This is a genomic window from Paenibacillus silvae (genome assembly GCF_014639235.1).
Lineage (GTDB): Bacteria > Bacillota > Bacilli > Paenibacillales > Paenibacillaceae > Paenibacillus > Paenibacillus silvae.
Genome location: NZ_BMFU01000003.1, coordinates 56429 through 69249, shown reverse-complemented (window position 1 = coordinate 69249; position 12821 = coordinate 56429). Strand labels below are relative to the sequence as shown.

Sequence of the window (12821 nt, the reverse complement as noted above, 5' to 3'; positions counted from 1 at the left end):
TCGGTTAGAGAAGCGCCAGCATGTGTGTGATCACTCAAATTGACAATTGGAGGGGTTATGATGGGGATCTATACGAGAACCGGTGATGAAGGCCAAACTTCGGTTATCGGCGGCAGGGTTATCAAGGATGATGATCGGGTAGAGGCTTACGGTACGATTGATGAATTAAATTGTTTTGTGGGTCAAGCGATTAGTTTGATCGATGCGGCGAATGGGGATTTCGAGGACCTGCGGGAGCATCTGCTGGAAGTGCAGCAGGAGCTGTTTGACTGCGGATCGGACCTGGCATTTGTACGTATTAGTGAAACAAAATATAAAGTACGGGATGAGATGGTCACACGTCTGGAGCAGTGGATTGATCAGTATGATTCCGAGAACCCTAAAGTGGAGCGTTTTATTATCCCGGGAGGGAGTCAGCTCTCATCTGCACTGCATGTTTGCCGTACCGTATGCCGCCGTGCAGAGCGCCGTACTGTTACGCTGGGACAGCATACCGATATTAACCCGTCGGTGCGACGGTATTTGAATCGTTTGTCGGATTATTTCTTTGTTGTGGCACGGACAGCCAATGCGAGACAACAAGTTGCTGATATTGAATATGTGCGGAGCAAAAAAGTATTCCGCCGCAAAGAATGAGCCAGTATTACGCGCCGATTACTTACAGGGTTACCGAAGTGGAGGACGGCTGGCTGCTGAAGACCGTGCTTCAGAAGCGGCTGCAGGTATCGCGCAAGCTTTTGTCCAAAATCAAATTAACAGAGCAGGGTGTCATGCTCAATGGGGAACGGGTATACATCAGTGTAAAGGTGAGTGCAGGTGATCTGGTGGAGGTGCGGATGGAGCAGGAGGAATCGGATGATATTTTGCCTGAGGATATTCCATTCACCGTGCTGTATGAAGATGACCATCTGCTGATTGTAAACAAGGATGCGGGCATTATCGTACATCCGACACATGGACATTACACAGGTACGCTGGCAAATGGTGTGGTGCATTATTGGCAGAAAAAAGGTGAAAAAGTCCGCTTTCGGCCGATTCACCGACTGGATCAGGAAACATCCGGTGTGCTGGCGATTGCCAAAAATCCTTATGTGCACCAGCATGTGTCGGAGCAAATGATTGCAGGCACGGTGGATAAAAAATATATTGCACTGGTTCATGGCAGTCCTGTTCCTGAACAGGGAGCAATTGATGGTCCGATCGATCGTGATCCCGAAGAGCCGCATCGCCGTATCGTTACACCTGACGGGTATGCCGCGAGAACGCTGTATACAACGTTGACGCGCTGGGCGGACGGCACAGCGAGTGCGGTAAGTCTCAAGCTGGAAAGTGGACGGACACATCAGATCCGGGTACATATGACGTCCATCGGCTGTCCATTGATCGGTGATCGCATGTATAAAACACTGCCTGTGCATCAGGTCGATGAGCAGACGATGCTTGTTCGGGAAGAACGGGATACATGGATCGGGCGCCAGGCACTGCATGCCTGTGAGCTGACGTTTGAGCATCCGATTTCTCGCGAACGCATGACGTTCCAGGCGCCATTTCCGCCAGATATGGCCGAACTGGAGAAACGTTTAGATGCCGAAGCATGCCCGCGAGAAAAGCTGTAAAATTCTTTTCGTTCAGGAAGAAAAGCGCCTGAACAACACGCCGCAGGCTAAAGAGACTTGGAAGCTTCTAAGGTTTTAGCCTTTGCAGTGCAGGAGGCGAAGCCCTTAACGACACGCCGCAGGCTAAAGAGACTTCAAAAGCATCTAAGGTTTTAGCCTTTGCAGTGCAGGAGGCGAAGCCCTTAACGACACGCCGCAGGCTAAAGAGACTTTAAAGCATCTAAGGTTTTAGCCTTTGAGAGTGCAGGAAGCAAAGTCCCTGAACGACACGCCGCAGGCTAAAGAGACTTCAAAAGCATCTAAGGTTGTTCTGGCTCTAGGCAATAGAGGCTTCAACATGCCCTTGTCAGGCAGTGTTGAATTGAAAAAGTAAAGGCAGAATGAAGGGCGATGAGCCCTCATTGGCACAAAAAAAAGTTGCAGGGCGAGGGTATCGGGATGGAGCGACTTTTGGATTTGCGGAGCAAACCAAGGGAAGCGAGAGACCGAAACCTGAGCCTACCTAGCGGATGGAGGAACATTAACCATGACCAACTTAAAAGTTTACCAGTATAGCAAATGCGGCACATGCCGCAAAGCGGTAAAATGGCTTGAAGCCAAAGGACATGAGCTGGAGCTGATTCCTATTTTTGATACACCGCCAACACAGGATGAGTTAACCAAATTGATCCAGCAGAGCGGACTGGAAGTGAAAAAGTTTTTTAATACCAGTGGCGAAGTATATAAGGAGCAGCAGCTGAAGGACAAGCTGCCAGGCATGTCCAAGGAGGAGCAGATCGGCTTGCTCGCTTCCAACGGCCGCCTCATCAAACGCCCTATCGTAACCGATGGTGAGCGAGTGACGGTTGGCTTCAAGGAAGAGACGTTTGAGCAGGAGTGGAACAACGCATAAATCCATATTTTGATCACGATATGTGCAAATTGCGAGATCCATGAGTAAATACCAAATTAGCCTTGAATTGTTCAACATTCAGGGCTTTTTTGGTTGAATCCGGGCAGGTGCAACTATGCTATAATGAGGGTTGGCGTAACCCTGCCAAGATGATAGAATTAGTTTCGATATTTTATACATGCTATTGGAGCTGGATATTGGATGTATTGTTCAGCTTGCATAGATCAAGGAGAGAGTAAATTCAAGTGAATCAACGTAATGAACCTACTTTGTTACTGGTAGACGGTATGGCAGTGTTGTTCCGTGCGTACTATGCAACAGCTGCAAGCGGATATATCAGACGCACAAAGGCAGGACTTCCAACCAATGCAGTCTATGGTTTTATCCGTTATTTCTGGGATGCAGTTCAGACCTTTGGACCAAGCCATGTGATCTGCTGCTGGGATATGGGAGGCAAGACGTTTCGCGGTGAAGAGTATGCGGCGTACAAAGGGAATCGGGCGGAAGCTCCGGATGATCTTATCCCACAGTTTGCTTTGATTAAGGAAGTGATGGACAGCCTGAACATTCCAAATATCGGTGCTGCGGGATATGAGGCAGACGATTGTATTGGCACGCTTGCCAAGCATTACACCGAAGAGACCGATCTGAATGTGATGGTGCTTACCGGTGACCATGATATGTTACAGCTGATTAATGACCGGACGAGTATTATTATTATGAAAAAAGGTCACGGCAACTACATGGTGTACAATCCGGAAACGCTGATGGCCGAGAAACAATTAACCCCGCGTCAGATCATTGACATGAAGGGGTTGATGGGAGATGCCAGCGACAATTATCCCGGTGTGCGAGGCATTGGTGAGAAGACGGCTTTGAAGCTGGTACAAGAGTACGGCTCGATCGAAGGCATTTTGAACAATCTGGATCAGCTAACCCCTTCAGTACGCAAAAAAATCGAGAGTGATCTTGATATGCTTCATCTGTCCCGCAAACTGGCAGAGATTCATTGTGCTGTTCCGGTGGCCTGTACGCTGGAAGGCTGTGAATTACGTCTGGACCCCGATACGGTGATGGACAAGTTTGAACAACTTGAGATGAAGAGCCTTGGCTCTTGGATGGGAGTGGCAATTGGATGACGAGCAGCAGGAGAATGGACAGAATGAGTAAAAAGTGGTGGACCGGGGCGTTGGCCCTCGTCCTGGCTTTGCCCGTATTGCTTTCGGGGGCCGTAAGTGCACCGCAGACGGCGGAGGCCAAAGCCGCGATTAGTTCCAAAGTACAGAAAGTAAACGCAGCAGGACGCAGCTTTAGTGTGCAGACCGTAAGTATTCCCAAAGGTACACCCGTTACAGTAGGACTTGCCAAGAAGCAGGTGGGCCAGACAGCAACGTTGCCATCCATCGTGAAGGCATATGGTGCACAAGCTGCAATCAACGGAGCTTTTTTTGAAGCCTATCAAGGAGCACCAGACCCATACGGCATGTTAATAGCAAATGGAAAAGTTATACATATAGGAAGATATGGCACTTCAATCGGATTTAAAGCAGATGGTACAGCAATTATGGATTCACTTCAAGTAAGCTTGACCGGAAAGGTTACGGATACGAACGGAAAATCACGCAGCTGGTACGCAACGTTTATTAATCGCACGCCTTCAGCAACTTCAAGCATCAGCATTTTGTATACGCCAGAGCGCGGTGCAAACGTTGGTTTTAAAGGAGGCACCGCAGTGATTATGGAGAAAGGGGTAGTTATCAAAAAAGTACCAAACTCCAATGTTGCTATTCCAAAGAACGGTTCTGTGCTTGTATTTACAGGCAATGAGAAATCTATGTCGGATCGTTTCACTGTAGGTTCCACCGTGGAGATGAATTACAGATACACTAACGCAGCCGGGCAGGATATTCCCTGGCAGGAGGTCGTTACGGCGGTTGGGGCTGGTCCACGTCTGGTCAAGGACGGAAAAATTGCTGTAAATCCGGCAAGTGAAGGCTTCAAAGACCCTAAAATTCTGAATGCATCTGGGGCGAGAAGTGGAATCGCAATTATGGCAGATGGTTCAGTAATGCTGGCTACCGTTTCCGGGGCTACAATGAAAGAATGGGCAGCAGTGATGCAGAAGCTGGGGGCCAAGCAGGCTATGAATCTCGATGGCGGTGCATCCTCAGGTTTGTATGCCAGTGGCAAGATGCTGACGTCTCCGGGCCGGCTGTTGAGTAACACATTGGTATTCGGCGGTTCTGTCCGATAAAAATCAGTACAGGAGGTATGATGCAAATGACACCTATATCCGATCTGACAACAGAAAAGGACAACACATCGGTTCTGGCCATTAATGTGGGAAAGCCCAGACCGTTACCCGGTCAGAAACATGAGGTGCTGAGCGGTATCATGAAACATCCTGTCTCCGCCCCGGTGTTCCTGTCATTCACAGGAATGACAGGGGATGCTCAGGCGGACCTTGTTCATCACGGGGGTCCGGATAAGGCAGTTTGTGTATACGATTACAGCCATTATGCTGCACTTGAACAGCTGATGAATCGCAAGTTGGATTGGGGAGCATTTGGAGAGAATCTAACGGTCACAGGCTGTGCTGAAGAAGAGGTGCGCATTGGGGATATATTCGAATTAGGTGGTGCGCAGGTGCAGGTCAGTCAACCAAGGCAGCCGTGTTTCAAGCTGGGAGCAAGGTATGATTACAAGGAGCTGCCCGTTTATTTTCAGGAAAGTGGACATACAGGCTTTTATTTTCGAGTGCTGCAGGAAGGGCAGGTTGCTCCGGCATCCCGTTTCAGAAAAATACACACGGATCAGACCTCGATGACCATCCTTGATGCGAATCGAATCATGCATCAGGGCAAGCAAAATGTGGAGGGGATTCAGACATTGTTAGCCATTCCGGCACTTTCGGACAGCTGGAGACAGACATTGCTCAAGCGGCTGAACAAGCTGGTGAGTGACTGAGATGCAAGTCTACAATGCTGTATGTCTGCATCCGCAAATTGAACTTCTACTCACGAACCATTCAATCCACAAACTCAAAAGAGCAGCGCGCTAATTAAAACCAACCTGGGAGTGAAGCAAACATGACAGTTTTAGGTGCAATTGAAGCAGGCGGAACCAAATTTGTATGCGGCATTGGTACGGAGCACGGAGAGGTATTAGAGCGAGTAAGCTTTCCTACAACCACGCCAGAGGAGACGATGGCGCAGGTCATTGCTTTTTTTGAAGGCAAAGGCATTGAAGCATTGGGTGTAGGTTCTTTTGGTCCGATTGATCCGATTGAAGGAAGCCCAACGTATGGTTATATCACGACTACGCCTAAGCCGCACTGGGGGCAGTACAACATTATTGGCAAACTCAAGGAACATTTTGATGTGCCTATGACGTTTGATACGGATGTAAACGGTGCTGCTCTGGGGGAAGCGACCTGGGGAGCTGCTCAGGGACTTGATAGCTGTCTGTATATAACTGTAGGTACAGGTATTGGTGCGGGAGCTGTAGTTGGCGGGAAAATGGTTCATGGATTGTCTCATCCCGAGATGGGGCATATCATTGTACGCAGACATCCGGAGGACGCTTACGAGGGCTTTTGTCCTTATCATGGAGATTGCCTTGAAGGTCTGGCAGCAGGTCCAGCCATTAACAAGCGTTGGGGGCAGCCCGCCTATGAACTGCCGTCAGATCACAAAGCATGGGAGATTGAGGCACATTATCTTGCACACGCATTGATGAATTATGTGCTGATTCTGTCACCACAGAAAATCGTGATGGGCGGCGGTGTTATGAAGCAGGAGCATTTGTTCCCGATGGTGCGAAGCAAACTGCAGGAACTGCTCGCGGGGTATGTACAGCATAAGTCACTTCATGCGGGGATTGAACAGTATGTTGTGCCCCCAGGTCTGGGAGATAATGCAGGATTATGCGGTTCACTGGCTTTGGCAAAATTGTCCTTGTCCAGATAGATAATATAGGGATGACGAATTTTACCATTATGGTTATGATAGGTGCAACAGTATAGCACGGTTAATGAGGAAGCACCTCTCTTGCGGCATTTTCGCAGGAGGGGTGTTTTTTTGTGCTGTCCGAAGACAGCCGATGCTTTGTTAATCGGATATGCTGCAACGTTATAAGGAGGGGAATATACATGGAAGTCATTTTCATGAACAAGTTATCCAGAACATCAGATCAACATGAGGACATAGCCCAGCTGTGGATCGGGGAGGAGGAGAACATGTGGCATCTGGGCTGGAGCAGGTATGAGGCCGGGGATCGCGAAGATACGATCTGGTATGAGGGCACCTCATGGGAGGAATTACTGCATATTTACCGTCATCAGCTTGCGATGCAGATGAGCGAGGGGTATCGTCCTTTGCTGCAAGGATTGTATCATGAGAACGAGGAGCTGAAACCTCGCAGTTATGCGGGGCAGCGGCTGCATTGCTTTAGCGAGCTGTATGGGAATGAGCAATTATATGATGATCTGTGTGCATGGCGGCGGCAGAAGGCTGCAAGTGATCGTAAAGCTCCTTATTTTGTAGCAACCAATCGGCTGCTCCGGCTGATTAGCGCTTTTGTACCCCATACGATGGATGAACTCATGCAGTTGCCTGGTGTTGGTGAGAGCAAAGCGTCGGAGTACGGGCTGGAATGGCTGGAGATGACAAGTGGGACCGAGCGTTCCAGATCGTTCCCGCTGGATTGGGTGTATACCGTTTTGAAGGAGGAGGAGTACGACAGCTGGTTGTACAAGCAAAAGGAGCAGAAATACAAGCAGGAGCTGGATAAATTCCTCACGCGCAAGCATGTGCTGCAGGGTATGAAGGATGGGCAGACTTTGGAAGAGATTGTAATTCGCTCTGGTTTATCCCGCCGTGAGTTAATTGAACTGCTGGAGACGCTGGATCTGGAAGGTTACGATACGGACTCTCTGCTCGATGTAGAACTGGCTGTGATGCCTGAGGCTGAACAGGAGGCTGTCTGGAGTGCGTATGAGGAATTGGGCGATACGTTTCTGAAGCCTGTCTTACATAAAGTTTACGGAGGAGAGCGCCCGGAAGCAGGTAGCCTTGAGCAGGTATATGAACGATTGCGTATGATTCGCATCCGTTTCCGCAGGCATGTGGAAACGGAACGTAATGCTGGTTAGCTTGGTAGTGCTCAGGAATAACAGATACCAAAAAGACGAAGTCGTTCCCGGTGAGGAGCGCTTCGTCTTCATTTCAAATCCAGTCTTTTTTGCGGAAAATAAAGAACATCGTCAGGCCGAGTGTAATCATGAGGCCAATGACGGCGTAATAGCCATATCTCCAGTGCAGCTCAGGCATGTTATCAAAGTTCATCCCGTATATTCCGGTAATCACGGTCAGCGGCATGAAGACCGTTGTAATGGCCGTAAACACGCGCATGATCTCATTCGCCCGGTTTGCGATACTGGATTGATAGGCTTCTCGCAGGTTGCCCATCAGGTCGCGGTACGTTTCGAACGTTTCCGAAATTTTCACGGCGTTCTCATAAATGTCACTGAAGTATTTTTGCAGCTGATCATCAATCAGACGCAGGTCTTTTTTGTTCAGGGTATTGATAACCTCTTTCTGAGGACCAAGCACCTTTTTCAGCCACAATATTTCACTTCGCAAACCGATAATTTCGTTCAGATGAGACTTCTTGGTGTGCATCAGAATGTCTTCTTCCAGCTTCTCGATGCGAGCTTCAATTCGGTCACCAACGGTGAAATAATTGTCTACAATCAAGTCAACCAGCAAATAGAGAAAGCGATCGGGACTGCTGATCTCCTGTTCCCACAGGATCGGCTTCAGCATCCGTAATTCACTGACCTTCTGTTTCGTTACACTGATAATGAAATGTCTGCCGAGAAACAGATTGACTGCCCGCAGAAAAATCTCTTCATCATCAAAGCGAATGCTGTTGATCACGATAAAATAATGATTTTCATAAATTTCAATTTTTGGACGCTGCTCCTCATCACTCAAGCAGTCCTCCACAGCCAGATCATGCATGGAAAACAGGGGCTGCAGTACAGCCAGATCATCTACGTCTGCATCGATCCAGTAAAAACCTTCAGCCGGTGGAGTCAGCGCTTGCTGGATATCATCCACCGGAATAAATACACCGTTATTAACCAACCGGATTTTCATGTAATCTACTCCTTCTGCACCCGCCATCGTGGCGGATTTCATCATTAATATGGGCGCAAAAGAACAGATCATCCGGTCGGCAGCGAAGCCCGATGTACAGGTCTCCGCTTGTTTACGTTCAATCTATAATCAAACGGAAAAAACGGCCCGCTGCCGATGCTGATGTCCATTCTCTATGCAGTTGTTCGGAAATCGACTGCCAATTGGGCCTCGGGTCGCCATCCATTTAATATGTCACCTCTCACATAAGGGCTTATAAACACTTGTCTAGTATACCGCTGGTCCAGAGTGCTTTCAAGCGCAAAATGTGTCTATTTCGCGCTCTGAGGCAGTGTATGATTACGGCGAAGAAACGGTTCCGAATTCGGCACCAGAAACACCTAACTGCATCTTGACGTGAGGGCCTGAATGTTTTAAAGTAAAAGTTAATAAATTTGAATTATAATTGAATACAGCGAAATCTTATCAAGAGTAGGTGGAGGGACTAGCCCGATGAAACCCGGCAACCGGCGATATACCGCACGGTGCTAATTCTTGCAGCGACCAAGCATCCTTGTGGTGCTGTTGTAACTGAGAGATGAGAGAGGCGCATATCTGTTTACATATGACCTTTCTCGGAATCCGAGAGAGGTCTTTGTTGTATGCCCCAACTTCTCAGCAGTGATTTTCGCGGCAAAATGTGATCTATCACGACCAAGGAGGAATCAACTCACCATGCCAATTAAAATTCCGGACACACTACCAGCTAAAGAAGTGCTTGAAGGGGAGAATATCTTTGTCATGGACGAAACGTCCGCATACAAGCAGGATATTCGTCCGCTGCGCATTGCTATTCTGAATCTGATGCCTACCAAAGAGACCACCGAAACTCAATTGCTGCGTTTGGTGGGGAACACGCCTATTCAGGTGGATGTGGTGCTTGTGCATCCCAAATCTCATACCTCCAAAAATACGTCTCAGGAATATCTTGACATGTTCTACAAAACATTCGATGAGATCCAGCACCGCCGTTTCGACGGCATGATTATTACAGGTGCGCCGGTGGAGCAATTGGATTTTGAGGACGTAAATTATTGGAAGGAGATTCAGGAAATTTTTGAATGGACCAAAACCAATGTAACGTCGACCATGCATATCTGTTGGGCATCACAGGCTGGTTTATACCACCATTTTGATGTACCCAAAGTTCCGCTGGATGAAAAATGTTTTGGAGTATTCCCACATACGATCAACAAACCCCATGTTCCACTGCTCCGGGGATTTGATGAGGTGTTTAACGTGCCTCACTCTCGCCATACAGACGTAAGACGTGAGGATATCGAGAAAAACGACAGGCTTGAAATTTTAGCCGAGTCCGAGGAAGCAGGCGTATTTCTGGTAGCCACCAAGGATGGTAAGCAAATTTTTGCTACAGGACATGCCGAGTACGATCCATTCTCTTTAAAATGGGAGTATGACCGTGATGTAGCCAAAGGATTGGATATCGCACTGCCTAAGCATTATTATCCGAACGATGACCCATCCCAACTCCCTCCGGCTACCTGGCGTGCACATGCCAACTTATTATTCTCTAACTGGCTCAATTACTATGTGTATCAGGAAACACCTTATGATATTGGTCCGCAAATCTAATCGTGATTACAGGAGGATGCAGTAATGGAAGATAACAAATTGAAGATTGAGAGCCGTTTAGCTCAGATTGGGTCCATCAATGAACCGGTTACAGGAGCCGTTAACTTTCCGATTTATCAATCCACTGCGTTTCGCCACCCTAAGCTTGGACAAAGCACCGGGTTTGATTACATTCGTACAACCAATCCAACACGTAAAGTGCTGGAGGAGGCTGCAGCGGCATTAGAATCCGGTGATGCAGGTTTTGCCTGTAGCTCTGGTATGGCGGCGCTGCAAACGATCTTTGCGATGTTCAGCCAAGGAGATCATCTGATTGTTTCACTTGATCTGTACGGTGGTACGTATCGACTGCTGGAGCGAATTTTATCTCGGTTTGGCGTAACAGCAAGTTACGTGGATACGAATGATCTGGAAGCGCTGGAGAAGGTGTATCAGCCAAATACCAAAGCTGTATTCATCGAGACCCCAACCAATCCGCTCATGATGATCACGGACGTACAAGCCGTAGCCACCTGGGCCAAAAGCCATAACCTGCTGACGATCGTGGACAACACACTGCTCACGCCGTTCTTCCAGCGTCCGATTGAACTTGGCGCAGACATTATCATTCATAGTGCTACCAAATATCTAGGAGGACATAATGATGTTCTCGCTGGACTTATTATTACCAAAGGTGAAGCTTTGTCTGCGGAAATGGCTTTCCTTCATAATTCGATTGGTGCGGTGTTATCGCCGAGTGATTCCTATCAATTGATGAAAGGCATGAAAACCCTTGCGCTTCGCATGGAGCGTCACGAATATAACGCACTGACCATCGCGAAGTTCCTGCTGGAGCATCCGGCGGTTGCGGAAGTATTCCATCCGGGATTGTCCGATCATCCGGGATATGACATTCAGCAGAAGCAATCTTCAGGCAATACCGGCATCTTCTCATTTAAAGTCAAGGATGCACGTTATGTGGAGCCATTGCTGCGTCATATTCAATTAATTGCGTTTGCCGAAAGCCTTGGCGGTGTAGAATCCCTCATGACTTACCCGGCAGTGCAGACACATGCGGATATCCCGCTGGAGATTCGTGATGCTGTAGGTGTAGATGACCGTTTGCTGCGTTTCTCTGTCGGAATTGAACATGCGGAGGACTTGATTGCCGATCTGAATCAGGCGCTGCTGGCAGCGCAGCAGGAAGTGGAAGGAGGCGTAATCTCATGAGTGATGCAAACCGCAAAAAAACGGAATCAGGATTAAAGTTTGAGACAAAGCTGCTTCATTTCGGGGATGAGATTGACCAGACAACGGGCGCATCTAGCGTGCCGATTTATCAGGCTTCGACATTCCATCATTTTGATATTTTTAATCCACCACAGCACGACTACAGCCGTTCGGGCAATCCTACCCGTCAAGCTCTGGAGGACTATATCGCTTTGCTGGAAGGCGGAGTGCGTGGTTTTGCCTACTCATCAGGCATGGCTGCCATCTCCAGTGTATTTATGATGTTTTCTGCAGGAGACCATATCATTGTTACGGAGGATGTATACGGGGGCACTTATCGCCTGCTGACGACCATTCTCAGCCGTATGCAGATCGAGACTACATTTGTAGATATGACGAATATCGAGGAAGTCAAGGCGGCCCTTAAACCGAACACCAAAGCTGTTTATATGGAGACCCCCTCCAATCCGACATTAAAGATTACGGATATTGCGGCCGTGACGTCCTGGTCGAAGGAACACGAACTGATTACGATTCTGGATAACACATTTATGACACCGTATTATCAGCGTCCGATTGAGTTTGGCGTAGATATCGTTGTACATAGTGCTACGAAGTTTCTGGGCGGTCACAGTGATGTGCTGGCGGGGCTGGCTGTTGCACGTACAGATGAGCTGGGCACACAGCTGAAGCGGCTGCAAAATGGATTGGGTACGGTGCTCGGAGCTCAGGAATCCTGGCTTCTGATGCGTGGGATGAAAACACTTGGTGCGCGCATGGCTCACAGTGAACAGAGTACAGCCAAGCTTGCGGCCTGGCTTAAAGGGCGCAAGGATATAACGGCTGTCTACTACCCTGGACTTGAGGATCACCCGGGCCGTGAAGCACATGAGCGTCAGTCTACGGGCTACGGAGCTGTTGTTTCTTTTGACGTAGGCTCGGGAGATCGTGCCAAAGCAGTGCTGAACCGCGTGAAGCTGCCGATTGTTGCTGTAAGTTTAGGTGCGGTGGAAAGTATTCTTTCCTATCCTACAATGATGTCACACGCGGCTATGCCGGCAGAGGTTCGACATGAGCGCGGAATTACCGACGGATTGCTGCGTTTCTCGGTAGGTCTTGAGGATATTGATGATCTGATTGCCGATCTGGAGCAGGCTTTGGAGGCCGAATAAAGTTAAAAAGACAGAATATATTGAACTATTCTTTTGCACAGAAACTTGAGTTTATATGTAAAAATTTTAATTGATTTTTAAGGCACCTTTGTATAAGGTGCTTTTTTTCACATGTAACCTGTGTTACGATATGTACAGT

Annotated in this window: 12 protein-coding genes and 1 riboswitch; of the genes, 11 read left to right on the top strand and 1 reads right to left on the bottom strand. The window is 48.3% G+C overall.

Annotated features, from left to right (window positions below; all coding sequences use genetic code 11):
• The first annotated feature begins 60 nt into the window (after window positions 1-60).
• From IEW26_RS10975 to IEW26_RS10940, 8 genes are all read left to right on the top strand, one after another.
• On the top strand, window positions 61-636 hold the full coding sequence (locus IEW26_RS10975; protein ID WP_188592462.1) for a cob(I)yrinic acid a,c-diamide adenosyltransferase: 576 nt from the start codon (window positions 61-63) through the stop codon (window positions 634-636).
• A complete protein-coding gene (locus tag IEW26_RS10970) occupies window positions 633-1616 on the top strand; it encodes an RluA family pseudouridine synthase (RefSeq protein WP_188592461.1) in 984 nt (327 codons plus the stop codon). The genes IEW26_RS10975 and IEW26_RS10970 overlap by 4 nt, the downstream gene beginning before the upstream one ends.
• A 526-nt stretch (window positions 1617-2142) precedes the next feature.
• Window positions 2143-2508 (top strand): arsenate reductase family protein, encoded by a 366-nt coding sequence (locus tag IEW26_RS10965; RefSeq protein WP_145403099.1) that lies wholly within the window; start codon window positions 2143-2145, stop codon window positions 2506-2508.
• Window positions 2509-2753: 245 nt separating this feature from the next.
• On the top strand, window positions 2754-3647 hold the full coding sequence (locus IEW26_RS10960) for a 5'-3' exonuclease (RefSeq protein ID WP_188592460.1): 894 nt from the start codon (window positions 2754-2756) through the stop codon (window positions 3645-3647).
• Window positions 3648-3670: 23 nt separating this feature from the next.
• Window positions 3671-4762, top strand: coding sequence for a phosphodiester glycosidase family protein (locus IEW26_RS10955; protein WP_188592459.1), 1092 nt, complete (start codon window positions 3671-3673; stop codon window positions 4760-4762).
• 26 nt (window positions 4763-4788) lie between these two features.
• A complete protein-coding gene (locus tag IEW26_RS10950) occupies window positions 4789-5475 on the top strand; it encodes an MOSC domain-containing protein (RefSeq protein WP_188592458.1) in 687 nt (228 codons plus the stop codon).
• A gap of 122 nt (window positions 5476-5597) precedes the next feature.
• Window positions 5598-6476 carry an ROK family protein gene (locus IEW26_RS10945; RefSeq protein WP_188592457.1) on the top strand — a complete coding sequence of 293 codons (879 nt, stop codon included), beginning with the start codon at window positions 5598-5600 and terminating at the stop codon, window positions 6474-6476.
• Between the two features lie 182 nt (window positions 6477-6658).
• On the top strand, window positions 6659-7660 hold the full coding sequence (locus IEW26_RS10940; RefSeq protein WP_188592456.1) for an HRDC domain-containing protein: 1002 nt from the start codon (window positions 6659-6661) through the stop codon (window positions 7658-7660).
• 73 nt (window positions 7661-7733) lie between these two features.
• Here IEW26_RS10940 and corA read toward each other — a convergent pair whose 3' ends face one another.
• Window positions 7734-8669, bottom strand: a complete 936-nt coding sequence (gene corA / locus IEW26_RS10935; RefSeq protein ID WP_145403081.1) for a magnesium/cobalt transporter CorA — start codon at window positions 8667-8669, stop codon at window positions 7734-7736.
• Window positions 8670-9128: 459 nt separating this feature from the next.
• Window positions 9129-9253, top strand: a riboswitch (SAM riboswitch).
• A gap of 130 nt (window positions 9254-9383) precedes the next feature.
• Between corA and metA the strand changes: the two genes are divergently transcribed.
• From metA to IEW26_RS10920, 3 genes are read left to right on the top strand one after another with little or no spacing between them, the layout of a single operon-like run.
• The gene (gene metA / locus IEW26_RS10930) at window positions 9384-10301 is read left to right on the top strand and encodes a homoserine O-acetyltransferase MetA (protein ID WP_188592455.1); all 918 of its coding nucleotides are present in this window, start codon (window positions 9384-9386) and stop codon (window positions 10299-10301) included.
• 24 nt (window positions 10302-10325) lie between these two features.
• A complete protein-coding gene (locus tag IEW26_RS10925; protein WP_184184097.1) occupies window positions 10326-11510 on the top strand; it encodes an aminotransferase class I/II-fold pyridoxal phosphate-dependent enzyme in 1185 nt (394 codons plus the stop codon).
• Window positions 11507-12682, top strand: coding sequence for a trans-sulfuration enzyme family protein (locus IEW26_RS10920; RefSeq protein WP_188592454.1), 1176 nt, complete (start codon window positions 11507-11509; stop codon window positions 12680-12682). The genes IEW26_RS10925 and IEW26_RS10920 overlap by 4 nt, the downstream gene beginning before the upstream one ends.
• Window positions 12683-12821: the final 139 nt, after the last annotated feature.